Raw genomic sequence first — 24,686 nt, forward strand, 5'->3', positions numbered from 1 at the left:
AATGGCAGCACATTTTCATCTATTAAAAATTAAGAAGGTAATTCTGGAAACAGCGGAAAGCGTTTCTATAATTTTTGAAATTCCTGAAAAAATTGCGCCTGAATTTTTGTATACCGAAGGGCAAAATATTACCTTAAAAGCAGTGGTTAACGGGGAAGAAATAAGGCGGTCTTATTCCTTATGCACAGCGCCATATGAAAATGAAATTAAAGTTGCAGTAAAATTGGCTTTTGCCGGCAAGTTTTCAACTTTTGCACAAACGTTAAAAGCTGGAGATGTACTGGAAGTGCTGCCGCCGGTAGGAAAATTTAATGCACGCCTTAAAAAAGGTTTTGGTAATTACCTGGCTATTGCGGCTGGTAGCGGTATTACGCCTGTACTCTCAATAATAAAGCATACCATCAAGCAACAACCCGAAAGTTCTTTTACATTGATATACGGCAATAAAAGCCGGGGTTCCATTATGTTTTTTGAAGAGCTGGAATCGCTTAAAAATAAATTTATGGGCCGTTTTAATTTGATACATATCCTGAGCAGGGAAAAAACCGAAGTTCCATTAAATTACGGCAGGATAAACCCGGCAAAATTAGCAGAGCTGCAACCCATGATTGACTTTTCAAAATTTGACAGTGTGTACATTTGCGGCCCCGAGGATATGATTTTTTCAACCGTTGAATTTTTAGAAAAAAACAGGCTGGAGAGAAGTAAACTTCATTTTGAACTGTTTACAACACCCGGGCAAAAACAAAACCTGAATACTTTGCCTGATGCCAATATACAAGATGAAACAAAACCCAAAAGCAATATTACCGTAAAGGTAGATGGCCGAAGTTTTTCATTTGATTTAAGCACCAAAGGAAAAAGTATTTTAGCAGCAGCTTTAGCCCAGGGTGCAGATCTTCCCTTTGCTTGCAAAGGCGGCGTTTGCAGTACCTGTAAAGCAAAACTGGTAAGCGGTAACGTAAAAATGGATGTAAATTATGCATTGGAGCCCGATGAAGTAGAACAGGGATTTATCCTCACCTGCCAAAGCCATCCCATTACCGAAAACGTAGTTGTGGATTATGATGTAAAATAAAAAATAAAGCCTACCATTATGGCAGGCCTTATCGCTTGTATGAAGAAGAACTAAGATTTTATAATCAGTCATGCCCCGAAAAGTATGATCCGTCAACAAATTTTAAAATTTATTTTGGGGAACAGCAGTAGAGAAATTGTCCGCTAATAAACGATTATATAAGGTATGGTTTAAAACAAATTAATATTTAGCAATCAATTTTTTTCTAAAAAAATAGCATCCCTGCGCAATATCAAAATATTATGTTTATGCGAATTCATATAGGCCTATTATTCAACAAAGAAATTGATTCATCGGAATTTTTAAAAACTAACAATCATTAGTTATTGTTTACATTTGTAGGCCAAAATATTCAAATGAGTATACAAAATTTAGAAGCACATTTTCAGTCCAGCATTGACAAAGAAATAAAAATTGAACCCAAAGACTGGATGCCTGATGCATACCGTAAAACCAACCTTAGGCAAATAAGCCAGCACGCACATAGCGAAATTGTAGGCATGTTGCCTGAAGGAAACTGGATAACACGGGCACCTTCTTTAAAACGCAAAGCCATACTTATTGCCAAGGTTCAGGATGAAGCAGGCCATGGCCTGTATTTATATTGCGCTGCCGAAACACTGGGAATGGATAGGGCGCAAATGATTGACGATTTACATAGCGGCAAAGCAAAATATTCTTCTATTTTTAATTACCCTACAATTACCTGGGCAGATATGGGTGCAATAGGCTGGCTGGTAGATGGCGCCGCAATTTTAAACCAGGTAATGCTTTGCCGCACCAGTTACGGGCCTTATGCAAGAGGTATGGTACGTATTTGCAAAGAAGAAAGTTTTCACCAACGCCAGGGTTTTGAAAGCCTTTTGGTTTTATCTAAAGGAACAGCAGAGCAAAAAGCCATGTGCCAGGATGCCATTAACCGCTGGTGGTGGCCAAGCCTTATGATGTTTGGCCCAAAAGACAGCGAAAGTACCAACAGCGACCAAAGCATGAAATGGAAAATTAAAAGAAAAACAAACGATGAACTTAGGCAGCAGTTTGTAGATATGATTGCGGAGCAGGTGAAGCTATTAGGAATGACACTGCCCGATGCCGAACTAAAATGGAACGAAGAAAGAAAGCATTTCGATTTTGGCGAAATAAACTGGGATGAATTTTGGAATGTGGTAAAAGGCAACGGCCCATGCAATAAACAACGGCTGGATGCAAGGCGCAAGGCCCACGAAAACGGAGCATGGGTGCGAGAAGCAGCAATGGCGTATGCCTCAAAAAAAGCAACCCCAAATGTAAAGGAGCAGGTAGCATAAGTAATAGAACTTAAAATTATTTAAAATCATGAGTTTCAAAATAAACAAATATTTCTACGGCGATATTCCCGAAGAAAAAGCAGGCAGCAGTAATTACGAAACAAAGCCCGATGTTGCAAACTGGCCGCTTTGGGAAGTGTTTATCCGCAGCAAACAAGGGCTGGACCATAAACACGCCGGCAGTCTGCATGCCGCAGATGCAACTATGGCAATTGAAAATGCAAGAGATGTTTATACCAGGAGGCAGGAAGGTATCAGCATTTGGGTGGTTGAAAGTAAACAGATACATGCCAGCAACCCCGATGAAGCCGAAAGTTTTTTTGACCCTGCAGAAGATAAAGTGTACCGGCACCCTACTTTTTACAATTTACCCGATGCAGTAAAGCATATGTAATTGATGGATAATTATTCAATTGATAATTTTTAATGATGAGCCAAAATAAATTGAATTATGTTTTATTTATGGCCGATACCAATCTAATCCTTGCACAACGCAATGCAGAATGGTGCGGCCACGGGCCAGTATTGGAGCAGGATATTGCTATTACCAATATTACCCTTGACCTCTTGGGCCAGGCAAGAAATTTTTATCAATACGCAGCATCGCTAATAAACCAATCAGCCAGGCAACCAATTGAAGCAACAGAAGACAGCCTTGCCAATTTAAGAACAGAAAGGGAATTTAAAAACTTATTACTATGCGAATTGCCAAACGGAGATTGGGCACAAAGCATCCTTAAGTTATTTTTCTTTAGTGCATATACGCAATTATTATACACCCAATTGCAGCACAGCAAATACGATCGCATTGCAGCTATTGCCCAAAAATCTTTAAAAGAAACCAACTATCTTTTGCGCTGGAGCAGCGAGTGGGTAATAAGGCTTGGTGACGGAACAGAAGAAAGTAATCAACGCATTAAAAATGCTTTAACTTACCTATGGCCTTTTACCGGCGAAATGTTTGTTGCTGCAGATTTTGAAGATGAAATTGATTTGAAAGGAATAAAAGATAAATGGCAACAAAAAATACATGCTGTTTTGAGCGAAGCAACCCTTGCTGTTCCCGATATGCAAATGCTTATGCAAAGCGGTGGCAAGCAGGGAATTCATACAGAGCATTTGGGATATATTCTGGCCGAAATGCAGTATTTGCAAAGAACCTATCCTGGGGCAGAATGGTAAACTAAATTTTTAGTGCAAAAGCAAACGATAGATATTAAACAATTGGAAAATAGGATATGGCAAATACTTGCAAGAATTACTGACCCCGAAGTGCCTGTTTTAACCATTCTCGATTTGGGCATTGTAAGAGAAGTTATTGCCGATGATACAGGCGTGCAGGTTTCCATTACACCTACCTATTCTGGTTGCCCTGCAATGGATATGATTGCAACACAAATCCGCATGGAACTTTTGAGCGAAGGCATTAAAAAAGTGGATATTAAAAGTATCCTTTCTCCTGCATGGACAACCGATTGGATGAGCGAAGCCGGAAAACAAAAACTAAAAGCTTATGGCATAGCGCCACCCAATCAAAAGCAACAGGTTTGCCAGCAGGATTTATTTGCAGCAAACGAAGCCATACAATGCCCACGCTGTAACTCATATCATACCCAAAGAATAAGTGAATTTGGGAGCACAGCATGTAAAGCACTGTATCAATGCCTCCACTGTAAAGAACCCTTTGACTATTTTAAATGCCACTAACTAAGCCTGCAAAAGTTTACTTTTACTATTCTTAAAATTACATTCATGTTTGTTGTAATTTGCTGTTGCAAAAAAACTTTATTATTACAATTCTAACGGGTTTATGGAATTAATTACTTTATACCTTGCCGAAATTGGCCAGGTAGTTTTTGCCTTTGTAATAGGTGCCATTATTGGTATTGAAAGGGAATTTAGGAGCAAACCTGCCGGTTTTAGGACCATGATTTTAATTTGTGTGGGCTCCTGCCTTTTTACCATTTTATCAAAAGAATCCGATAGCGGCAGTGCAGACAGGATTGCCAGTAACATTGTAACCGGTATTGGTTTTATAGGCGCCGGGGTAATTTTTAAAGAAGGCATTTCTATAAATGGCATTACTACCGCAGCCTTAATTTGGGTAACGGCAGCTTTAGGTATGGCAATTGGCTTCCATAACTATCCGCTTACCATTGTGGTAGCGGCAATTGTGGTAATTGTATTATTTATTTTAGAACCAGTACAGCGTTATTTTGAACGTTTTCACAAAGTAAAAGATTACCGCATCCACAGTTCTAATATTAGCCCGGCTTTTAGAACAGAAATTGAAACTTTTTTTGAACAAAATAAATTTGGCTTCAGGTGTATGAAGGCATCTAAAGACCGAAACGAAGCAGTTTATCTTTACCGTGTAAGTGCATCGGACAGGAATTATACACTTGTAGATGAATATTTAATAAACCATATTTCTATTTCAGGTTTTGAAGTATAAATAATTATAAATTTTTTTATGTCCTCTATTCTTTTTGAAACTAAAGGCAATGCCGCCTATATTATCCTCAACCGGCCCGATAAATTCAATGCATTTAACCGGGAAATGGCGCTGGAACTTCAGCGAGTACTGGATGAATGTGGAAAAAATTCCACCATCAAAGCCGTTGCCCTTAGCGGCAGCGGAAAAGCTTTTTGTTCCGGCCAGGATATTAGCGAACTGGTAGGTGATAACGCCATTGGAATAGATAAAATTCTTACGGAACATTATAACCCGGTTGTATGCCGCATCCGGGAACTGGACAAACCCGTAATTGCCTGCGTAAATGGCGTTGCAGCCGGCGCTGGCGCAAACATTGCCCTGGCTTGCGATATTGTAGTAGCAACAGCATCTGCAAGTTTTATACAGGCTTTTAGCAAAATTGGATTAATACCCGATAGTGGCGGCACATTTATTTTGCCCAGGCTCATTGGTTTTCAAAAAGCTTCTGCCCTAATGATGCTGGGCGATAAAATTAAAGCAGAAGATGCGGAACGAATAGGTATGATTTATAAATTTTTTAGTGATGAAAGTTTTAAAGAAGAATCGGATAAAATAATAACCACAATTGCCAATATGCCCACCCTGGGATTGGCTTATACCAAACAGGCGCTGAACCAATCGTTACAAAATAATTTTTATGATCAGTTGCAACTCGAAGATAAATTTCAGCGAAAAGCAGCAGCTACAAAAGATTATGAAGAAGGCATCAATGCATTTTTGGAAAAAAGGGTTGCTGTGTTTAAAGGGGAGTAGTGTTGATGGATAAAAGGTTTGAAATACTAATCAGTTTTAAAACGGCTTTTCAAAATTTTGAAGAGTTGGAGGGTTGGAAAGAATTCCGGGGGGATTTAATATATGAAAACGGTTGCTTTAGTAAAAACTATACAGGCAAATGAAAGGTATTATTGCCCGGGGCTCATTAAATGAAACCCTTAAACAGTTAATTGATACAAACAATTGTAAGTATATTGCAAATGCAAGGCTCATATATTTTAGAAGCCCAATAAATGAAGTTGAACGATTGTTGAATGGCTATATTCATTAAATGGAAAAACTAATTCATTAGCCTTGCCTCATCATCACTATTATATCTATCAACTAAATCAACTCATCAAATTTGTCAACTCACTCAACCCCACAACAAGTAGTAACCCACATGATGCAGCATGATTTATTCAGCCAATGGCTGGGTATTGAAGTGCTGGAGGTTATAGAAGGGTATAGCAAAATTAAAATGCTGGTTCGCCATGAAATGATTAATGGCTTTGGTATTGTGCATGGCGGCATTGCTTTTTCCCTTGCCGATAGTTGCTTTGCCTTTGCTTGCAACAATCGCAATGTATTATCGGTTGCTTTAGATACGGCTATTAATTTTACAAAACCCGTTCATATAGGAGATATGTTAACGGCCGAAGCCAAAGAAATACACAATGGAAAAAGTACGGGGCTTTATCATATTACTATCCAAAACCAAAATGGGCACATTGTAGCACTATTTAAAGGCACTTGTTTTAGAACCAATAAAGCCCTTATATGATCTACTCATTTAAAGGAATTTTGCCGGTTATCCATCCTTCTTCATTTATTCATCCGCAGGCTGTGGTTACGGGCAATGTAATTATTGGCAAAAATGTATATGTAGGCCCAGGCGCTGCTTTGCGTGGAGATTGGGGTAAAATTATTATTGAAGATGGATGTAATGTTCAGGAAAATTGTTCGCTTCACATGTTTCCCGGAGTTACCGTGTTGCTCAAAGAAGCGGCGCATATTGGCCATGGCGCTGTAATACATGGCGCAACAATTGGTAAAAATTGTTTGATTGGTATGAACGCTGTAATCATGGATAATGTGGTGCTGGGAGAGGAATGTATTGTGGGCGCTTTGAGTTTTATTAAAGCGGATGAGTATTTTGAAGCAAGAAGTTTGATTGTAGGCAACCCTGCAAAAAAAATAAAGGAAGTAAGCAACGAAATGATTGACTGGAAAACAAGGGGAACAAAACTATACCAGCAGTTACCACAAGATTTAAGGGATAGTTTAAAGGAATGCAAACCTTTGAGTGAATTACCTGCCAGCAGAGTAATGGGTTTCCCGGAGTATAAACCATGGAACGAATCAAAATAACCGGTGCCTATTTCCTCCCTTATCGTTTGTCTTTTTTCTCTACTTTCTCTTGTCAGCCCAAATCAATTGCTCATGTGTTTTGGTTTCATTAAAGTCGGGAAAATTTCCATCGCCCCTTCCGGTAAATCCACCATCGGGGTGGCCCAGTAAATTACAATTTTCGTCATACAAATCATTAAAATTATCGCAACAGGGAGCCGTAACGTAATAAACTTTTTTTTCTTTATATGTATAGCTGAATATTTTTCTTGGCGGATTTTGTTTTTCTTCGGAAGAAAATTGGTGAATAAGCTTTGTTACACAAGCCGGTATTGTTGTTTCTTTATTTACCGTTGAGGCAACGTTTTTTTGAGAGTGGCAACATCCCGAGGAAATAATAAAGGCAAAGAAGATTAAATTTTTCATGATCAAAAATTATCAGTAAATATATTTATTAAAAGCAGACCTTTGCCAAAATGGAGAAATCAAATTTTGTAGACCAGATAAAAATTTTTTGCCGCAGCGGGCATGGTGGTGCAGGGAGCCGTCATTTTTTACGCAACAAGTTAACTGCAAAAGGCGGGCCCGATGGTGGCGATGGTGGAAGGGGCGCCCATATAATTTTAAAAGGCAATACCCAATTATGGACCTTGCTCCATTTGCGTTATTATAAAAATGTACTAGCCGAAAATGGCGAAAACGGCAGTGGCAACAATTCCACCGGCCGAAACGGAAAAGATATTATTATAGAAGTGCCTTTAGGCACTATTGCAAGAGATGCCGATACCGGCGAATTAGAAGCAGAAATTTTAAGCGACGGCCAGGAAATAATTTGGATGAAGGGCGGCCGTGGCGGATTGGGAAACAGCAATTTTAAAACTGCCACCAACCAGGCGCCTGAATACGCACAACCAGGTGAACCCGGCGTTGAAGGAATAAAGGTTTTGGAGTTAAAAGTTTTGGCCGATGTTGGACTAGTGGGTTTTCCCAATGCAGGTAAAAGCACCTTGCTTTCGGTGATTACTGCTGCAAAACCTAAAATAGCCGATTATGCTTTTACAACCCTCATCCCTCAGTTGGGTATGGTAGAATACCGGGATGGAAAAAGCTTTTGTATAGCCGATTTGCCGGGTATTATTGAAGGCGCTGCCGAAGGAAAAGGCCTTGGACACAGGTTTTTAAGGCATATTGAAAGAAATTCTATCCTCCTTTTTTTAATACCTGCAGATAGTAAAGACCATAAGAAAGAATTTGAAATACTGCGTAGCGAACTGGAGCGCTATAACCCGGAAATGCTGCAAAAAGATTTTATAATCGCCATCAGTAAATCCGATTTGCTGGATGACGAACTTAGAGATGCCATATCAAATGAACTTCCGGCAAATATCCCTCATATCTTTTTCTCAGCCATAAGCCAAAAAGGGATTATGGAATTAAAGGATTTGCTTTGGAAAACACTTAGCCAAAAGCAAGATTAATTTTTGGGAGGATATAGAAATAAGCGGTAACCTGTTTGAGGGCAATAAAGTACATTTGGTTAAATATCTACGTAAATTAAAAAGATTGTTTATGCCACAAACTGTAATAGCAGGTATTGGCCACTATGTTCCCCAAAATATAATTACCAATCAACAGTTGCTGAAGTATATGGATACTTCGGATGAATGGATACAGGAAAGAACCGGTATTAAAGAAAGACGCTATGCCAGCCGCACTGGAGAAACCACCACAACAATGGGCGTTGAAGCGGCTAAAATTGCCATTGATAAAGCAGGTATTTCTGCCGGCGATGTTGACTTTATCATTTTTGCCACACTCAGCCCCGATTATTATTTTCCCGGCTGCGGCGTTTTGCTGCAAAGGGCTTTAAAAATGAAAGAAGTGGGCGCTTTAGATATACGCAACCAATGCAGTGGTTTTGTTTATGCGCTTTCTGTTGCCGACCAGTTTATAAAAACCGGCATGTATAAAAATATTCTTTTGGTGTGCAGTGAAAAACATTCTTTCGGACTGGATTTTAGTACAAGAGGCCGGAATATTTCGGTAATTTTTGGCGATGGCGCAGCAGCTATAGTTTTACAACCTACCCAAGAAAATGAAAAAGGCATATTAAGCACACATTTACACAGCGATGGCGAAAGTGCAGAAATACTGGCCATGTTCAACCCCGGAACCCATGCAAACTATTGGCTGGAACAGAACCTTGCAGATTTTGATGATGCAGAAGTTGGCCAAATGTTTATGAGCCATGACATGATAGATAAAGCGCAAAATTTCCCAAATATGGATGGCCCGGCGGTTTTTAAAAAAGCAGTAGTTAAATTTCCCGAAGTAATTATGGAAGCTTTGGATAAAAACGGGTATAAACCTTCCGATATTGATTTATTAATACCACACCAGGCCAATTTGCGTATTTCCCAGTTTGTGCAGCAAAAGCTGGGCTTAAGTAACGATAAGGTTTTTAATAATATTGATAAATACGGCAATACTACGGCAGCTTCCATTCCTCTTGCACTGAGTGAAGCTGTGGAGCAAGGCAGGATAAAAAAAGGCGATTTGCTTTGTATGGCGGCATTTGGTAGCGGCTTTACATGGGCAAGCGCTTTAGTAAGGTGGTAACCCATTTTACTTATCCATTTGGATTAGATAAAAAATTAGGCAAAACAATACTTTTAACGTTTAAAACCAACCAAAATGTCAAAGGTTTTAATTTTTTGCTTAATGGTTGCACTGTCGTTTTCCTGCACAGTTATAAAACCCAACCAGGTAAACATTGCAGAAAATTATGCAACAGTTTTAAAAGGGGTGAGTGCTGTGCCGGAGAATATGTATTTTAGGTTATACAGTTTAAAGGCACAGTCGGAGCAGGCACAATTAAGCGGGCTTGTATCTACAACAGGTGCTGCAAATGAAGCAATACAGTATTTGGACGAAAGTTTTAAAAACAGGATTGCTTTTTTGAACCTTGTTGATTCAATAACAGAAGCCTATAATATTGTAAGGGATTATGCAGATTTACTTTTGGCCCTTGTTAACGAATCTTATTTATCAAGGTTTATTGCCCAAAAATCCAGCTGGCAGTTATCTTTTGAAAAACTTACTTCCAAATATTTTCTTACTGCTGGCAAAGTGAGCAACTCTTTTACCCCGGTTTCGGTTGGGGCAAGCGGTTTAATTGGCAATATTTTACAGGAAATAGGCACCACAAAAATTAAATCACTGCAAAAAAAATATTTGCAGCAGGCCATAGCATCATCTACTCCCATTGTAAAAGTTATTTGTCAAAATTTTATTGACTTAGACCTTCCGAGGCTAAAAGCAGATTATGTAGCTATGCCTTCTTTTTTGCGGGAAAACTATAAAGATTTTTTAGGCAATATTAATGCATACGAAAAGGCATCAGGCAACAACCCTTATAGCTATTATAGAAACTACATCCCGGTATATAACTACATGCAGTTTCAATATTACGAAGCAGGCCTTTTATTAACCCGTTTGGAAAAATGCATGAAGGACCTGTTGTTGTCATTTGATGCTTTTTTATTTTGTTTTGACCATGATGTTAGCCGCAGCAACCTGCCTGAAGCCATTTCTATTTTAAATGATAGTTACAGTTCATTGCAATTGGTGATAAGCAACTTTGAAACCATCCACAATAAATACTATAAAATGTTTTGAGTATGTGCCCAAATGGCTTTATTAAAATATTTGTTATTGGGTTATTGTTTTCTGCATGTGAAAACAAAGGCACCAGCACTGTAAAAGATATCAATGCAGAGTATGAAGGCAATACAGCCGTAGATTATGATAAAGTAAAACCTTCAGCAGGTAATGCCCATGGCGCCATGGGTTATGTGCCTGCAGATGGTGAAAGCGCAGAAGAAAGTAAGGCCAAAGCCATTCAAATGCAAATAGATTCGGCTTATAAAAGTATTGCCCTGCTTGAAGAGGCAAAAATAGCCCTTAACAATACTCAGGATGAATTACTTTCTGCTGCCGATAGAAATGCCAAATCAAAAGCCATTTATTATATTAACCAAATACAAAATGAAATGTGCAGAGCGGTAGATGCCAGCATCATCAATAACCTTAAAATAAATGCTGCAAAACTGTCAGAAATTACTTCTACTATGGAAGACAATGTAAATAACTTAAAAAGCGCTTCCGAATCTTTGCAAAAAGCTGCAGCTTATGTAACTAAAACCAGCAATATTTTTTCAACATGTTTCACCAGTGGTTGGATAAAACCTGCTATTAAAAAGAAAGCACAATAAAAATGCCACCCAATGGATGGCAGTTGAAAAAAATTTATTGTCCTTTTAATCAGGAAGCATCGTTATCACTTCTCCTTTTTTGTACTTCCTTTACATTATGCGTAATATCAATGGGGTTTACATCAGATATTTGCTGCTGGGTTGCCGGCCTGGTAATTCTTGGGGCTGATAGCCTGGCAGCCGTGAAGTTTTTATAGAATAGCCATAAACTGGCAGCAATTAAAATAAAGCCGAGATACCTTAAAATGCTGCTGAACGTTCCGGATGGCACAGGCGAGTTGTACGTAAGCAGCATTTTATCAAAACTGTCTTTTTCTATTTTGGCATCCGAAGCAGATTTGGGAAGTATGATTTTCATGGTTTGTCCGCTTTGATCATCTATCATTAAAAATTGCTGGTCGGAAACCTTGGTAATATTGGCTTCTTTATTTTCCGGGGTAGATAAATCGGCAAACCATTTTCCCTTTTTGTTCATTTCTGCCATACCTAAAACCTTAAATTTAGCAGAAACAGTCCGTTCAAGGTCATCCAGTTTAATTTCAAAATCTGTCAATTCATTTTTTGGAAAAGCTTTTTTAAATTGATTTTTTATTACCGAAGCGCCGGTTGCTCCCATTTGCTTGAGCATGTCCCACCACTGGGCATTATATTTTGAACTTACACTAAGTACACCGTTGCCCACATCATCGCATACTACTTCAATGGTTGTTTTAACCGGGCTTTTGCCCTGCGCCATTACTTTTACAGTAAAGCCAAGTGAAAACACTAAAATAAAAAATATTGCTGTTTTTATTTTTATGGTAAACTGTTTCATAATTATTGTAGCGTGTTTAAAATATTAGAAATTGTACTTTGATATTTGTTGCCGGATTGTGCATTGGTTCCCAGTATGAGACCTGCTAATTTATTATTTCCCTGTGGTTTAAATGCTGCAACCCAATTTATTGAAATCACATTGGGTATAGAGGTATTGCCATTATACACCTGGTAACCCCCGGCTGATCCTGATTTTTGGTATTGAAGCCCACCTCCATAAGCGCTGGAAACATATTGGTTCAGGTAATTTAAAGCAGCCTCGGGGCTATTGGTTCCGGAGAAACTATATACTTCGGCATTTGCCATACCATCCCTGCTATATATTACTGTTTTTAGTTCGGGTATTTGTGCAGATTTGGCCTTTACTGACCATGAACTGGGGTAAGCAAATTTAAGCACGCCATTATAGGCTTTATAACCTGATGGTACAGTAGAGCCGCCACCATTTCCACCACCACCACCACCATTTCCACCTCCATCATTTCCACCGCCACCATTACCACCACCATCATTACCACCGCCACCGCCCTGGTTACCGCCGCCTGCATTTGCATTATTTACCTGTGGCGTTTGTGATATTGCACCAGATGTAAATGACTTGGCAATTTCATCAACTTTTTGTCTTAAAAACTGGTCGTCTTTTAATTCAATAGCCAGGGCGCCATTTTTAATGGCATTGCGCACATCCACTACAAAATATCTTGGGTCTCCGGCATTTGCTTTTTGAAAAAATTCAGCGAGCTGTTTCATGCCTTGTTGTAATGCCGCATCAGGAGTACCAATATTGCCAAGCCCTTCTCCACCAATTGCAGTAGCTTCAATGGCATAGTAGCTTCCGTTAACTTTAAAACCGGGATAAGCATGGCCCGGGATCATATAAATTATTGGATCCATTCCTGCGCTCATCATTATGCTTGCATATAAAATGGAGAGTTCTATACATAAGCCTGTTTTTCCCGATATTACTTCCCTGGGTAGCCTGATGCTTTGTACTATGGAATTTACATCACTTAAAGATACCGGTACACCTGTAGTGCCGCTATACACCATGTGGCTTACCAGCGTTGCATAATAAATGCCTTGCAAAAAGCGTACACTCTCCTTTTCGGAATTAGTAACTGAGGCTGTTTCGCCTTTTAAAACTTTCTCCTGTATTTGCTGGGTGAAATATTTAATAATCGGGTCTTCCGGGGTTACATAGCAGGCTACGGTTTGCATATTATCAAAGTATTCATCCGGTGTACGAATTTCATCACTTGGTAAAAAAGTGTACATAAATTCGTTTCGGCCTTTTACCGGTATGCTAAAATCATTTTCTATTGCGGAAACATTTGAACCCTTAACCACCGTATTCACCGTTTCTTTTGAAGTGGTTGTTTTTTCAACAATTTTATCCTCAAATTTTGGATAGGCATTTACCACCACCGTTTGTCCGGGTTGTATTAAGGGTATTTTTTTTGCCGTTGTCCAATCCAGAAAACCACTCATTTTATACGTAACTTCTACATTTTTTGCAGGCACCGAGCTGTTGTTGGTAATTACCATTTTAAAAAGGCTGTATTTGCCTTCAAGCGCATCTTCATTGGCATATACTTTATACAATGCCGGCATTACTACAGGTGGTTTTGATATTTTTATGTCTAAAGAGGCAGGTGAAACCAAGCCGGTAATTGACGAATTGAAGGACATAAGTAAACCGGCTCCTAATAAAATAAAAGGGAGATACTTTTTCATTTGCAAACAGTTTAAAATTTATATAAAAACTTGTTAAAGCTATGGGTAATTACCTATTTGGATTATAATCCATTTGGATAGTTTTTTATAGCTTGCAACCAATTTATTCTAATAAAATATTTAATTTTTTTAAAATGATACAGTTAAAAAGACGCTTTTTTTGCTTTTTCTGTATTTCTATACTTTTTTATGGATGTAGCAGCAATAACGAGGCTAAAATACCTGCATCCAACCTTGTAAATTTTGAAGAAACCCCATTGCCCAAGGGTAAATTTATTTTACAGGATGATAATATAAGGTCTGGGATTATCGGCGACACTTCGCCGGGCTCAATGAACAATTATAAAGACAACAACCAGGACAGTAGCGGCATTTCTACCGTACATAATAAAGAAGTATCCAAGCTCCCGGCCAATATGCTAAAGAAAAAATTTAAAGATTTGCTCTGTTTTCATGCCGATGATACTATGCTTATAGATAAAGCCTATATAGCTACTTTGGTATTGGGAAAAAATCAAAAATTTGAAGTAGTACAAAGAGATGCGCTGGAAAGCTCCAATGCCACCGATGATAAAATTGTGTTTGATACCAGTATGGAAATTGGTTCAAAAATGCAGGCAAGGTTAATAGATATGAGCAGCAGTTCCGATAAAGGTTTTGATATTGAATTAATAGGTGGCCAGGGTTCCGAAACGCAAAGTTTAAATGCTAAGCGCTCTAAAGTTTACTGGCAATGGAAACTCACGCCGCTTACACCAGGGTTAAAAGAATTGAAGCTATCTATCAATATTGTTGAAAAAGATGGAGAAGTGGTAAATATCCCTGCAAGAAATATCCCCGTGGTTATTTATGGTAAAGAAGGGTTTATGTATAAAACCGGCCAGTTTTTTAAAAACGAGGGTAAATGGATAATCACCGCTATATTAATACCCATATTTATTGCTATTGTTACCAATAGATTGAAAAACAGGGAAAAAAAGGCAAAGATTTAATTATTTGCTTCGATGTTTTCCATTTGCTGTTGCACAAATTCAACCAGCACTTTAATTTTTTCCGGGGAAAAATCAAACGATAGTCCTGCGTATTTATAGAGATCGGGCAAAGTTTGTGTTCCGCCCAGGGAAAGCGCATTGCAGTATTTTTCAATTGCGGCCTGCCTGTTTTGTTTAAACTGCATCCATACGCCTATAGCGCCAAGCTGGGCAATACCATATTCTATATAATAAAAAGGCACTTCAAATAAATGGAGTTGCCGCTGCCAGGCATTGTTGCGAAAATCTTCCAGGCCACTATAATCGGTTACTTCATCTTTAAATTCGTTAAGGATATTTATCCATTCTTTGCTGCGTTCTTCAATACTATGTTGCGGGCGCTCATATAACCAATGCTGAAACTTATCAATTACTGCAATCCAGGGAAAAATGGTAATTACCCTTTCCAACTGATGGATTTTTGCACGCTTTAATTCGTTTTCATTGCTAAAAAAACTATCCCAGTCATCCATACTCATCAACTCCATGGCCATGCTGGCCACTTCGGCAATTTCCATGGGGTATTCTTTAAACCCGGTTAATGCCAATGGATGTGCAAGAAAAGAATGAACAGCGTGGCCGCCTTCATGCAGCATGGTGGTAACATCGTTCATTTGGCCGGCGGCATTCATAAAAATAAAAGGCGCCCCGCTTTCGGCAAGCGGGCAGTTGTATCCGCCTGGCGATTTTCCTTTACGGCTGTCCAAGTCAAAATGTTTCATTTCATCCATTTTTAATAAGCATTGCCCAAAAAACGGATGCAGTTTGTTAAAACAAATAACGGTTTTTTGCAAAAGTTCTTTTCCGTTACTAAAAGGATGCAAGGGTTCTGTTCCTTCCGGCTCGGCATCTAAATCCCAGGGTCGTAATTTTTCCAGGCCAAGTTTTGCTACTTTTTTTTGATAAATTTTATTTATTAAGGGAAGGATATGTTGCTTTACGGCTTCATGAAATTTAAAACAATCTTCTTTTGTGTAATCAAAGCGGCCCAATTCTTTAAACCGGTAATCCCGGTAATTGGCAAAACCAGCATTTAGTGCCTGCTGGTTGCGTAACTGTAATAATTTATTGAAAAGTTCATTTAATTCTGACTTGCTTTGCAGCCTTCGTTCCTGTATTTTTCTGTAGGCAGCTTCCCTGATTTCTCTTTTGGGCGATTCTAAAAATTTTGCGGCTTGCTGTAAAGTGTATTCCTCGTTATTGATGTTTACCGTCATGTCTCCGGTAACCTGGCCATACTGTTGTTGCAGCACCGATGTTTCTGCCTGAAGCGGAATATTTTCTTCCCGAAAAAGTTCAATGTTTTTGCGGATGTTGCGGAAGTAAGTAAAATATCTTTGCTGGTCAAGTTGCTTTAATGCAGGCGCAGCCATTAGTTTTTTATTGAGTGCATCGGCAAAAGGTTCAATCTTTGGCTGAATTTCGAGGCAATAAAAATTGTAGGCATCTTCCAGGGCCTGGTTTTCGGTATCGCAGGTCATGCGTATTTGCCTCCAGCAGGCATCTTCACTAATAGCGGCTTCCAACTCACTTAAATCTTTCAGCCAGTTTTCTAATAAATGTTTACTTTCTATATCCCCGTTAAGTAATTGTTGTAAATAGGGTTCCACATCTTCCCATGTACCCAGTGTAAAATCTTCGGGTAAAAACCGGCGCTTATTTTTTATAATGTCTGCTGAGTAGTTCATAAAAGAAAACCCCTTTTTGGGGCTATGAATTTGTAAAACAAAAAAATATAATTACTTAAGCCATTTTACGGGGAACATTTATTTTTTTAGCGGGTGCATTTTTAGGCGCTGAAGTTTTGTTTGCTGCCGTATGTGTGGCATTGGTATTTTTTTCAGGGTGCTCGGCATGGCCATCCTGACCAATAACTTCACTGCGCTTTATTTCTACGCCAGCTTTATTTAAAATTTCATACCACTTAATCATTTTTTTCATGTCGCTTACATATACCCTTTCAAAATCTAGCTTGGGATAAACTTTTTCAAAATATGCTTTAACAGCTTTATTGTCGTACGCTGCACCAGGTAGCGCTTCTTTACTTGCTTTAAAGGCATCAAAAATTTCTACAAGATTTACATTTTCATCGGTGGTAAAAATTTCAATTCCTTCAAGCTGTGAAAAACTATGGATGCGGTTACTCACAAATTTTGTGGTTTTATCATCAAGTGAGCGAACAACTCCGCCATCTCCCCTTGAAGAAACCAGTTCATATAAACCGCTAAGCCCGGTTACAGATACGATTTTCCTATATTCCATTATTTGATTATTTGAGGCTGCAATTTACTTGTAAAAATGCAAATAAAAGGGGTGTATTTAAGAATCGGGCTATTATTTGCTAATAAAATGTGAAAGCCACTATAGAGGCCGACGGTTTTTTTTAAATGCTGCGTCAAACTCACAATTATTATCAAATTTTATGTTTAAATTATTATTTAGCATTTTTTTAAGTGTAGTTTCTTTTAGCGGTATGGCACAGTACTCCTTATCTGGAGTGGTAGTTGATGCCGACGACAAATCGCCCGTTCAGGGAGCAACAGTATCTCTTTATTTTCAAAAAGACTCCTCTATTGTTGCAAATACGGTAACAACTACCGATGGAGAATTTATTTTTCAAAACCTGGCTACAGACAGTTTCTTTGTGAGTATTAATGCCTTAAGCCACCAGGCTCATACAGTTTTTGCCACTATTACCAATACGGATAAAAACTTTGGGGTGCTCAATCTTTATAAAAAAGGAAAAGATTTGGCCGGTGTTACCGTAACAGCAACAGGCAGCCCGGTGGTTAACAAAGCAGATACCACCCAGTACAGTGCAAGTCAGTACAAAGTAAACCCGGATGCAACAACCGAAGATTTAATTAAAAAAATGCCCGGAATAACAGTAGCGAAAGACGGAACGGTAACCGCACAGGGCGAAACGGTTAAAAAAGTAACCATTGATGGCAAAGATTTTTTTGGCGATGATGCCTCGGCAGCGCTAAAAAACATGCCATCGGAAGTGGTGGATAAAATACAGGTTTTTGATAAGCTCAGCGATCAGGCACAACTTACAGGCGTGGATGATGGCAACTCTGTAAAAGCTATAAATGTGGTAACAAAGTCGGGTATTAAAAACGGGCAGTTTGGCAGGGCTTACGCAGGTTACGGAACCGATGAAAGGTATGCTGCAGGAGGTAATGTGAGTTTTTTTAATGGAGACAGAAGGGTTTCTATTGTAGCTAATCTTAATAATGTTAACCAGCAAAATTTTGGTTCGCAGGATTTACTGGGTGTAACCGGCTCAGGCGGCGGCGGCGGAAGGGGTGGTGGCCGCATGTTTGGCGGCTCTGATAATTTTACAGTAGGCCAGCAAAATGGCATTAGCCGTACCAATGCTTTTGGCATTAACTATAACGATAAATGGGGCAAAAATTTCACCCTTTCCGGAAGCTATTTTTATAATAGTAGCAAGCTAAATACCGAGTCGGATATTAAAGCCCAAATTTTAGACAGATCTGGAAAATGGTATAAGGATAATAGCAACAGCACATCTTTTACCAATAATACCAATCACCGCATAAACTTTAGAGCAGAGTACAAAATTGATAGTAACAACAGCATTTTTATTATTCCCAGCTTAAGTTTTCAAGCCAACAACGCCAATGGAATTTCCAATGGCCAAACATTTTATGGGGCAAATGATTCCTTAAATACTTCTATGGCCAACACAATCCGTGGCAGCAGCGGGTACAATATCCGTAACCGTGTAATGTTCCGCCATTCCTTTGCCAACAGGAGGAGGTCGCTTTCCGTAGGCTTTAATACTACATTTACCCGCAACAGTAGCGAAAATATTTTAGACGGCCGTTATCGCTTTTTTGATGATATGGGCAATGTTACCGATTCTTTACCCAACCAGTTTTATGATAACCTCACTAACGGTACTAACTATGAAGGAAATTTAACATACACCGAGCCTTTGGGCAAAAGCGGTATGTTGCAATTTGAATACAACCCATCTATTCAAAAAAATAAAGCCGATCAGCAAACCTTTCATTTCGATAATGGGAAGTACACAGCATTTGATACATCGCTATCCAATAAATTCGATAATACCGTTACCACCCAAAACGGTGGCATCAGCTATCGCTATAACCCAAACAGGGATAATATGCTTATGTTTGGTTTAAACTTTCAAAACAGCAATTTGCAAAGCGATAGAATTTTCCCTACAGTAACCAATGTAGATCAATCTTTCTTTAACCTGTTGCCCAGGTTAATGTTCAGGAAAAAATTCAACAGCAGCAATAACCTATGGATTTTTTATAGGGCAAGGGTAAATTTTCCCAGCGTAACTCAGTTGCAGGATGTGGTGAATTTATCAGACCCTTTAAGGGTAAGTATGGGCAACTCATTGCTTAAGCAAGCATATACTAATTTTATTTCTACCCGCTACAGCTTTGCCAATTCAAAGAGCGGTAAAAGTTTTTTTGCTAACCTTTTTGCACAAACTACAAGCGATTACATAAGCAATGCAACTTACCTTTTAAACGCAGATAGTACGCTGCATAATAATATTGTTTTAAAAGCCGGATCCCAATTGGTGAAACCTGTAAACCTGGATGGGTACAAAAATATTCGTACCATGTTTACTTATACCTTCCCGGTAAAATTTATAAAATCTAATTTAAGTATCAATACAGGCGCCGGTTATTCTAAAATGCCGAGCCTTACCAATAACCTTCCCGTTACAACTAATAATTACACTTATAATGCAGGCGTAAGTATTGCAAGTAATATAAGTGAGTATGTGGATTTTAATGTTTCCTATTCTGCTAATTTTAATAATGCCACAACAAAGTCGGCAGTAATTGCATCAAAAAATAATTTTGTAAATCAAACCATGGGTTTACAATTAAATTTATTGAATAAAAAAGGCTGGTTTATACAAAATGATGTAAGCAACCAATCGTACACAGGGTTATCAACCGGGCTCAACCAAAGTTTTTGGTTGTGGAATGCCGGCATTGGAAAAAAATTCCTGAAAAATAATGCAGCCGAATTAAAACTCACCGTATTTGATTTGCTTAAACAAAACCAAAGCATTACCCGAACCGTATCGGCAAACTATATTGAAGATGCCAGGTACAATGTGCTGGAACAGTATTTTATGCTTACGTTTACCTACAACCTTAAAAATTTTGGTAAAGGAAAGAGCAAAGACAGTGGTGATGGCAGGCCAATGGGAATGCCCCCTTATGGTGGCGGACATGGACCATCGCCTGCAGGTGGGCTGTTTTAAAATTGAAAATATATAGTTCATTGTTTTAGATTTAGAAGGCATAGCGGGTTTTCGGACATATTGATTATTTTTAATTTTGATGTAAACTGAAAATAATTTTTTGACTTCCGATAACAACGATAACAATATTCCGGGTTTTGCCGAAATTGTAAACCAACTCCAGGGCTTGGTTTACAATACCGTTTTGGGAATTGTACAAAATGAAACCGATGCAGAAGATGTAACTCAGGAGGTGTTTATACAAATCCACGAATCGCTGGCAGGCTATAAAGGAGAGGCAAAGTTATCTACCTGGGCATATAGGATTGCCATAAATAAAGCGCTGGATTTTGAAAAACGAAAAAAAGCTCAGAGGCGTGGTGGTTTATTCAAAAGGGTTTTTAATACAGCCGAAGCAGAAGAACCCGTAAGTTTTTACCACCCCGGAGTTGCACTGGAGCAAAAAGAGGAAGCTGCCGTTTTGTTTAACGCAATAGATAAATTGCCTGAAAAACAAAAAATTGTTTTTTTATTACACAAAACCGAAGCCATGCCTTATATGGAAATAGCAGAAGTGTTGGAAACGAGTGTGCTGGCTGTAGAATCTCTAATGGCAAGGGCAAAACAAAATTTAAAAACATATTTGCAAAACTATTACCAGAAAAACAATGAATAATGTCCATTAAAAACAATGATATTAACCATAAAGTAGTATCAACGCTGCAAAGTATTGATAACATGGAGCGTGCGGAACCGGCGCCTTATTTATTAACCAGGGTAAATGCCGCACTGGCAAAAGCACCGGCAAGGGAAACTGTATGGTCACAAATTGGCTATTGGATAAGTAAGCCGGCAGTTGCTGTATCCATAGTAGCAATGTTTTTATTACTGAATATGCTGGGGATTTTTATTAAAAAGTCCAACGTTAATGATATGGCAGATACGCAAAGTGCTTACGAATATATTGCCAATATTTCCAGCAATTACGAAATCGTAAATATTCCACAATAATGTTTAAACAAACGAACAATAAATTTTTAATTCTACTGGTGGTGGTATTGGCACTTTCCAATATTGCACTTTTAAGTATCCTTATTTTTCAAAAGCCACAAAGCCATAGTAAAAAAAAGTACAGAGAAGAGCGCATGAAGAATTTTCTGGTAAAGGATATAGGTTTAAGCGCTTCGCAAATGGCAACTTATGATGCGCTGTACAAAACTCATAAGCAATCTATGGAGCTGCTTTTTGATTCAATGCGTACCGGCGGCAACCAAAATTTTGAACTTTTGGGTAAAAAAGGATTTAGTGATAGCGCTATAAATGTGGTAGTAAACCGGTCGGCAGTGCAACAAAAAATTGTAGACCAAAAGGTTTTGGCACATTTCAAAGAAATTCGCAATATTTGCAGTGGTGAACAAAAAGCCAGGTTTGATTCGGGCATAAGCAAATTATTTTTTAAAAAAGAACAAAAACAAAAAAGATAAATAATATGAAAAAGCAATTTTTTTTAGGCGCATTAATAGTGCTCTTCAGCATTAATACTGTATGGGCCCAGGGCAACAGGCAAAAAATGAGCCCTCAGGAAAAAGCAGTTAAAATAATGGGCCAGCTTGCACCATTGCAACTTAACGATGAGCAAGTAAAAAAAACCCAGGTAGTATTTCTGAGTTTTTTTGAAGAACAGCAAAAAGCCAATGACGAAGCCCGTGCTAATGGCAATTTTGACCGTGAAGTTTTTATGGCTAAAAGAAAGGAACTCATTGCTAAAAGAGATGCCGAACTTTCCAAAATTTTTACAGAGGAGCAAATGAAAAAGTGGAATGAATCGGTAGAGCCAGGGTTAAAATTTCGTAAAAAGGAAGCAGCAACAAACTAAAGCAGCAAAATTTTATTGAAGGTTGTTTATGTGGTACTTACTATATAAACAACCTTTTTTATGTTATGATCAGTGTTTAAAAAAAAACCATCCTTAGAAAAAGACGGTTGTATACTTAATAAACCAACTTAAAAAAAGCTATCAACTATTGAGATTGTATTTCTTTGATTTTATCCTTTATTTTTCCTTCCAGTTCATTCATAAGTTCAGGATTGTCTGAAAGCAGCTTTTTAACCGCATCTCTTCCCTGGCCCAGTTTATCGCTATTATAGCTAAACCAGCTACCGCTTTTTTGAACAATACCCAACTCTACTCCCATATCTACTATTTCGCCTACTTTGGATATACCTTCGCCATAAATAATATCAAATTCGGCCTGGCGAAAAGGAGGCGCTACTTTGTTTTTTACCACTTTCACTTTTACATGGTTGCCCACCACTTCGTCGCCATCTTTAATTTGAGCCTGCCTGCGTATATCCAGCCTTACAGAAGCATAAAACTTAAGTGCATTACCACCAGTTGTGGTTTCGGGGTTGCCAAACATTACACCAATTTTTTCCCTTAGCTGGTTTATGAATATGCAGCAGCTATTTGTTTTTGAAATAGTGGCAGTAAGTTTACGCAAAGCCTGGCTCATAAGCCTTGCCTGTAAACCCATTTTACTGTCGCCCATTTCTCCTTCCAGTTCACCTTTGGGAACCAGCGCTGCAACAGAGTCAATTACTACCACATCTAATGCGCCAGATAAAATAAGCCTGTCGGCAATTTCCAGCGCCTGCTCACCATAATCGGGCTGAGAGATCAACAAGTTATCAATATCTACCCCCAATTTTTGTGCATATACACTGTCAAAAGCATGCTCTGCATCAATAAAGGCACAAATGCCGCCCTTTTTTTGTGCTTCAGCAATTACATGTATAGCCAAAGTAGTTTTTCCCGAAGATTCCGGGCCGTAAATTTCAACTACCCGCCCTTTGGGCAAGCCACCAATACCCAGCGCTACATCCAGGCCAAGCGATCCGGTGGAAATGGCTTCCTGCTCTGTAACGCCTTTTTCATTCATCATCATTACCGATCCTTTGCCGAAATCTTTATCAATTTTATCCATTGTAAGTTTCAGCGCCTTTAGTTTTTCTACATTACTCATTGTTTCTGTTTTTTAAAAATTGATGTATATACGTTTAGCTTGTAAAATTATCCTGAACCACAAATGTAGGGGTTTTATTTTATCAACACTAATAAATTTAGTATTTATTTTGATAAAAACTTTAGCTATCAAAATTCAGGGCAAAAAAAATCCCACTCCGGGGAACCGGAACGGGAAGAGTGTTCAAGCATGAGAAAAAGATGAGAGCCGAAAAAGGCTATATAATAAATTAAATGAACTTTTTTGTTTGTTGCACAAAGAGAACATTAATATTTTGTTTCAACAATACCCAAAATGGGGTATTTTTTGGCAAAATGGGGTAAATTTTTAAGCTAAACTAAGGGAAGCAGCATTTACCGGCAGTGGCCTTGGGGAATAGTTTCGGGCTTTTTGGGCAATTGCTTTTATATGATTGGGGGTAGTTCCGCAGCAACCGCCAACAATATTTAAAAACCCTTCTTTGGCCCAATCTTCAATAATGAGCGCTGTTTCATGCGGCTGTTCATCGTATTCGCCCATTGAGTTGGGTAAGCCGGCGTTGGGATAGGCAGATGTAAAGCAGGAAGCTATGCCTGAGAGTTCTTCAATATGTGGCCTCATTTCTTTTGCTCCAAGGGCACAGTTGAGCCCTACGCTTAATGGGTTGGCATGTTGTATGGAAATATAAAACGACTCCAGGGTTTGCCCACTCAGGGTTCTTCCGCTTGCATCGGTTATAGTTCCCGATATCATAATGGGGAGTTCTATATTATTTTTTTGAAAATAATTTTTTGCAGCAAAAATGGCTGCTTTGGCATTGAGGGTATCAAAAATGGTTTCTATCAATAACACATCCACCCCACCCTCTGCAAGGCCATGTATTTGTTCTGTATATGCATCAGCAACTTCATCAAAGCTCACAGCCCTGTAACCGGGGTTATTTACATCGGGAGATAATGATAAGGTTTTATTGAGTGGGCCAATGGCGCCGGCAACAAATTTTGGTGTGCTATCACCAGTTTCTTTTTGATAGGCTTCAATGGCTTTTTTGGCGCATGTAGCACTTTGCTTGTTGAGTTCATAAGCCAGTGATTGCATATCGTAGTCTGCCTGTGCAATGGAAGTAGAACTAAAAGTATTGGTTTCAATAATATCTGCACCGGCCTGTAAATATTCTTTATGGATGCCGGTAATAATTTCCGGCTGGGTAATACTCAACAAATCAATATTGCCTTTTACATCTTTGGGCCAATTTTTAAACCGCTCTCCTCGAAAATCTCCTTCGGTAAGTTTATGCTGCTGTATCATGGTGCCCATGGCGCCATCTATAATGAGTATTCTTTTTTTAAGTTCTTCTTTAATGGTTGACATAATAAGTGTTTTAAGCTAATTGTATTTGAAGGTTTCTTTAACTGCAATTAAAAAAAGCATAATGAAATTACCCAACCAATAAAAATGAAAAATAACTGTAAGAATATATTAATTGCCTCCAGTTTATTAGTTCAGTTTAAGATGGGGATGAACAATAAACAAATCCGCTCCCTGTATGGATTGCAAATATAAAATAACAAAGCCGTA

Annotated in this window: 27 protein-coding genes; 20 read left to right on the forward strand and 7 right to left on the reverse strand. The window is 38.6% G+C overall.

The window, feature by feature from the left end:
• The first annotated feature begins 1 nt into the window (after position 1).
• The 10 genes from IPO46_07185 to IPO46_07230 all read left to right on the forward strand — a co-directional run bounded on the left by IPO46_07185 (position 2) and on the right by IPO46_07230 (position 7,006).
• Positions 2-1,078 carry a 2Fe-2S iron-sulfur cluster binding domain-containing protein gene (locus IPO46_07185; protein QQS61931.1) on the forward strand — a complete coding sequence of 359 codons (1,077 nt, stop codon included), beginning with the start codon at positions 2-4 and terminating at the stop codon, positions 1,076-1,078.
• Between the two features lie 356 nt (positions 1,079-1,434).
• Positions 1,435-2,385, forward strand: coding sequence for a 1,2-phenylacetyl-CoA epoxidase subunit A (paaA, locus tag IPO46_07190; protein QQS61932.1), 951 nt, complete (start codon positions 1,435-1,437; stop codon positions 2,383-2,385).
• Between the two features lie 28 nt (positions 2,386-2,413).
• On the forward strand, positions 2,414-2,779 hold the full coding sequence (paaB, locus tag IPO46_07195) for a 1,2-phenylacetyl-CoA epoxidase subunit B (GenBank protein QQS61933.1): 366 nt from the start codon (positions 2,414-2,416) through the stop codon (positions 2,777-2,779).
• Between the two features lie 35 nt (positions 2,780-2,814).
• Positions 2,815-3,567: a phenylacetate-CoA oxygenase subunit PaaC gene (gene paaC / locus IPO46_07200; protein QQS64343.1), complete on the forward strand. Its 753-nt coding sequence runs from the start codon at positions 2,815-2,817 to the stop codon at positions 3,565-3,567.
• 12 nt (positions 3,568-3,579) lie between these two features.
• Positions 3,580-4,092, forward strand: coding sequence for a phenylacetate-CoA oxygenase subunit PaaJ (gene paaJ, locus IPO46_07205; GenBank protein ID QQS61934.1), 513 nt, complete (start codon positions 3,580-3,582; stop codon positions 4,090-4,092).
• A gap of 103 nt (positions 4,093-4,195) precedes the next feature.
• Positions 4,196-4,840, forward strand: coding sequence for an MgtC/SapB family protein (locus IPO46_07210; GenBank protein ID QQS61935.1), 645 nt, complete (start codon positions 4,196-4,198; stop codon positions 4,838-4,840).
• Between the two features lie 18 nt (positions 4,841-4,858).
• On the forward strand, positions 4,859-5,635 hold the full coding sequence (locus IPO46_07215; GenBank protein QQS61936.1) for an enoyl-CoA hydratase/isomerase family protein: 777 nt from the start codon (positions 4,859-4,861) through the stop codon (positions 5,633-5,635).
• Between the two features lie 139 nt (positions 5,636-5,774).
• Positions 5,775-5,927, forward strand: a complete 153-nt coding sequence (locus tag IPO46_07220) for a four helix bundle protein (GenBank protein QQS61937.1) — start codon at positions 5,775-5,777, stop codon at positions 5,925-5,927.
• A gap of 111 nt (positions 5,928-6,038) precedes the next feature.
• Positions 6,039-6,419: a hydroxyphenylacetyl-CoA thioesterase PaaI gene (paaI, locus tag IPO46_07225; GenBank protein ID QQS64344.1), complete on the forward strand. Its 381-nt coding sequence runs from the start codon at positions 6,039-6,041 to the stop codon at positions 6,417-6,419.
• A complete protein-coding gene (locus IPO46_07230; protein ID QQS61938.1) occupies positions 6,416-7,006 on the forward strand; it encodes a transferase hexapeptide repeat family protein in 591 nt (196 codons plus the stop codon). Before paaI ends, IPO46_07230 begins: the two co-directional genes overlap by 4 nt.
• Positions 7,007-7,045: 39 nt before the next feature.
• Here the strand turns inward: IPO46_07230 and IPO46_07235 are convergent, their stop codons facing one another.
• Positions 7,046-7,294 carry a hypothetical protein gene (locus IPO46_07235; protein QQS64345.1) on the reverse strand — a complete coding sequence of 83 codons (249 nt, stop codon included), beginning with the start codon at positions 7,292-7,294 and terminating at the stop codon, positions 7,046-7,048.
• 167 nt (positions 7,295-7,461) lie between these two features.
• Here IPO46_07235 and obgE point away from each other — a divergent pair, with 167 nt between their 5' ends.
• The 4 genes from obgE (at position 7,462) to IPO46_07255 (ending at position 11,259) form a co-directional block, all read left to right on the forward strand.
• Complete coding sequence (gene obgE, locus IPO46_07240; protein ID QQS61939.1) at positions 7,462-8,463, forward strand: GTPase ObgE; 1,002 nt, start codon at positions 7,462-7,464, stop codon at positions 8,461-8,463.
• Positions 8,464-8,554: 91 nt separating this feature from the next.
• Positions 8,555-9,604, forward strand: a complete 1,050-nt coding sequence (locus IPO46_07245; GenBank protein ID QQS61940.1) for a ketoacyl-ACP synthase III — start codon at positions 8,555-8,557, stop codon at positions 9,602-9,604.
• Between the two features lie 75 nt (positions 9,605-9,679).
• Entirely contained in the window at positions 9,680-10,663 is a 984-nt protein-coding gene (locus tag IPO46_07250; protein ID QQS61941.1) for a hypothetical protein, read from the forward strand.
• A gap of 2 nt (positions 10,664-10,665) precedes the next feature.
• A complete protein-coding gene (locus tag IPO46_07255; GenBank protein ID QQS61942.1) occupies positions 10,666-11,259 on the forward strand; it encodes a hypothetical protein in 594 nt (197 codons plus the stop codon).
• A gap of 49 nt (positions 11,260-11,308) precedes the next feature.
• On the opposite strand, the gene IPO46_07260 is transcribed toward IPO46_07255, so the two are convergent.
• The gene (locus IPO46_07260; protein QQS61943.1) at positions 11,309-12,073 is read right to left on the reverse strand and encodes a hypothetical protein; all 765 of its coding nucleotides are present in this window, start codon (positions 12,071-12,073) and stop codon (positions 11,309-11,311) included.
• Positions 12,074-12,075: 2 nt separating this feature from the next.
• A complete protein-coding gene (locus IPO46_07265; protein ID QQS61944.1) occupies positions 12,076-13,809 on the reverse strand; it encodes a hypothetical protein in 1,734 nt (577 codons plus the stop codon).
• A gap of 134 nt (positions 13,810-13,943) precedes the next feature.
• Between IPO46_07265 and IPO46_07270 the strand changes: the two genes are divergently transcribed.
• Positions 13,944-14,801 (forward strand): hypothetical protein, encoded by an 858-nt coding sequence (locus tag IPO46_07270; GenBank protein ID QQS61945.1) that lies wholly within the window; start codon positions 13,944-13,946, stop codon positions 14,799-14,801.
• Here IPO46_07270 and IPO46_07275 read toward each other — a convergent pair.
• Together IPO46_07275 and IPO46_07280 are read right to left on the reverse strand one after the other, a co-directional pair.
• Positions 14,798-16,528 carry a M3 family oligoendopeptidase gene (locus tag IPO46_07275; GenBank protein ID QQS61946.1) on the reverse strand — a complete coding sequence of 577 codons (1,731 nt, stop codon included), beginning with the start codon at positions 16,526-16,528 and terminating at the stop codon, positions 14,798-14,800. The genes IPO46_07270 and IPO46_07275 overlap by 4 nt on opposite strands.
• A 55-nt stretch (positions 16,529-16,583) precedes the next feature.
• A complete protein-coding gene (locus IPO46_07280; GenBank protein QQS61947.1) occupies positions 16,584-17,102 on the reverse strand; it encodes a DUF5606 domain-containing protein in 519 nt (172 codons plus the stop codon).
• 160 nt (positions 17,103-17,262) lie between these two features.
• Here IPO46_07280 and IPO46_07285 point away from each other — a divergent pair, with 160 nt between their 5' ends.
• The 5 genes from IPO46_07285 to IPO46_07305 all read left to right on the forward strand — a co-directional run bounded on the left by IPO46_07285 (position 17,263) and on the right by IPO46_07305 (position 21,982).
• Positions 17,263-20,127, forward strand: coding sequence for a TonB-dependent receptor (locus IPO46_07285; protein ID QQS61948.1), 2,865 nt, complete (start codon positions 17,263-17,265; stop codon positions 20,125-20,127).
• Between the two features lie 100 nt (positions 20,128-20,227).
• Positions 20,228-20,782, forward strand: a complete 555-nt coding sequence (locus IPO46_07290; protein ID QQS61949.1) for an RNA polymerase sigma factor — start codon at positions 20,228-20,230, stop codon at positions 20,780-20,782.
• Entirely contained in the window at positions 20,782-21,117 is a 336-nt protein-coding gene (locus tag IPO46_07295) for a hypothetical protein (protein ID QQS61950.1), read from the forward strand. The genes IPO46_07290 and IPO46_07295 overlap by 1 nt, the downstream gene beginning before the upstream one ends.
• Positions 21,117-21,590: a hypothetical protein gene (locus tag IPO46_07300; protein QQS61951.1), complete on the forward strand. Its 474-nt coding sequence runs from the start codon at positions 21,117-21,119 to the stop codon at positions 21,588-21,590. Before IPO46_07295 ends, IPO46_07300 begins: the two co-directional genes overlap by 1 nt.
• Before the next feature lie 5 nt (positions 21,591-21,595).
• Positions 21,596-21,982, forward strand: a complete 387-nt coding sequence (locus tag IPO46_07305; protein ID QQS61952.1) for a hypothetical protein — start codon at positions 21,596-21,598, stop codon at positions 21,980-21,982.
• A gap of 145 nt (positions 21,983-22,127) precedes the next feature.
• Here IPO46_07305 and recA read toward each other — a convergent pair whose 3' ends face one another.
• Positions 22,128-23,129 (reverse strand): recombinase RecA, encoded by a 1,002-nt coding sequence (gene recA, locus IPO46_07310; protein ID QQS61953.1) that lies wholly within the window; start codon positions 23,127-23,129, stop codon positions 22,128-22,130.
• A 327-nt stretch (positions 23,130-23,456) separates the two neighbouring features.
• On the reverse strand, positions 23,457-24,479 hold the full coding sequence (locus IPO46_07315) for a homocysteine S-methyltransferase family protein (protein QQS61954.1): 1,023 nt from the start codon (positions 24,477-24,479) through the stop codon (positions 23,457-23,459).
• Positions 24,480-24,686 lie beyond the last annotated feature (207 nt).

The organism is Chitinophagaceae bacterium (genome assembly GCA_016699815.1).
GTDB lineage: Bacteria > Bacteroidota > Bacteroidia > Chitinophagales > Chitinophagaceae > Ferruginibacter.

Coding starts and splice junctions, on each gene's coding strand:
- IPO46_07270 (QQS61945.1), top strand. CDS start 13,944: ATGATACAGTTAAAAAGACGCTTTTTTTGCTTTTTCTGTATTTCTATA.
- IPO46_07285 (QQS61948.1), top strand. CDS start 17,263: ATGTTTAAATTATTATTTAGCATTTTTTTAAGTGTAGTTTCTTTTAGC.
- IPO46_07185 (QQS61931.1), top strand. CDS start 2: ATGGCAGCACATTTTCATCTATTAAAAATTAAGAAGGTAATTCTGGAA.
- obgE (QQS61939.1), top strand. CDS start 7,462: ATGGAGAAATCAAATTTTGTAGACCAGATAAAAATTTTTTGCCGCAGC.
- IPO46_07305 (QQS61952.1), top strand. CDS start 21,596: ATGAAAAAGCAATTTTTTTTAGGCGCATTAATAGTGCTCTTCAGCATT.
- paaB (QQS61933.1), top strand. CDS start 2,414: ATGAGTTTCAAAATAAACAAATATTTCTACGGCGATATTCCCGAAGAA.
- IPO46_07230 (QQS61938.1), top strand. CDS start 6,416: ATGATCTACTCATTTAAAGGAATTTTGCCGGTTATCCATCCTTCTTCA.
- IPO46_07210 (QQS61935.1), top strand. CDS start 4,196: ATGGAATTAATTACTTTATACCTTGCCGAAATTGGCCAGGTAGTTTTT.
- IPO46_07245 (QQS61940.1), top strand. CDS start 8,555: ATGCCACAAACTGTAATAGCAGGTATTGGCCACTATGTTCCCCAAAAT.
- IPO46_07275 (QQS61946.1), bottom strand. CDS start 16,528: ATGAACTACTCAGCAGACATTATAAAAAATAAGCGCCGGTTTTTACCC.
- IPO46_07265 (QQS61944.1), bottom strand. CDS start 13,809: ATGAAAAAGTATCTCCCTTTTATTTTATTAGGAGCCGGTTTACTTATG.
- IPO46_07295 (QQS61950.1), top strand. CDS start 20,782: ATGTCCATTAAAAACAATGATATTAACCATAAAGTAGTATCAACGCTG.
- IPO46_07215 (QQS61936.1), top strand. CDS start 4,859: ATGTCCTCTATTCTTTTTGAAACTAAAGGCAATGCCGCCTATATTATC.
- paaA (QQS61932.1), top strand. CDS start 1,435: ATGAGTATACAAAATTTAGAAGCACATTTTCAGTCCAGCATTGACAAA.
- IPO46_07250 (QQS61941.1), top strand. CDS start 9,680: ATGTCAAAGGTTTTAATTTTTTGCTTAATGGTTGCACTGTCGTTTTCC.
- IPO46_07280 (QQS61947.1), bottom strand. CDS start 17,102: ATGGAATATAGGAAAATCGTATCTGTAACCGGGCTTAGCGGTTTATAT.
- IPO46_07220 (QQS61937.1), top strand. CDS start 5,775: ATGAAAGGTATTATTGCCCGGGGCTCATTAAATGAAACCCTTAAACAG.
- recA (QQS61953.1), bottom strand. CDS start 23,129: ATGAGTAATGTAGAAAAACTAAAGGCGCTGAAACTTACAATGGATAAA.
- IPO46_07300 (QQS61951.1), top strand. CDS start 21,117: ATGTTTAAACAAACGAACAATAAATTTTTAATTCTACTGGTGGTGGTA.
- paaC (QQS64343.1), top strand. CDS start 2,815: ATGAGCCAAAATAAATTGAATTATGTTTTATTTATGGCCGATACCAAT.
- IPO46_07315 (QQS61954.1), bottom strand. CDS start 24,479: ATGTCAACCATTAAAGAAGAACTTAAAAAAAGAATACTCATTATAGAT.
- paaI (QQS64344.1), top strand. CDS start 6,039: ATGATGCAGCATGATTTATTCAGCCAATGGCTGGGTATTGAAGTGCTG.
- IPO46_07255 (QQS61942.1), top strand. CDS start 10,666: ATGTGCCCAAATGGCTTTATTAAAATATTTGTTATTGGGTTATTGTTT.
- IPO46_07260 (QQS61943.1), bottom strand. CDS start 12,073: ATGAAACAGTTTACCATAAAAATAAAAACAGCAATATTTTTTATTTTA.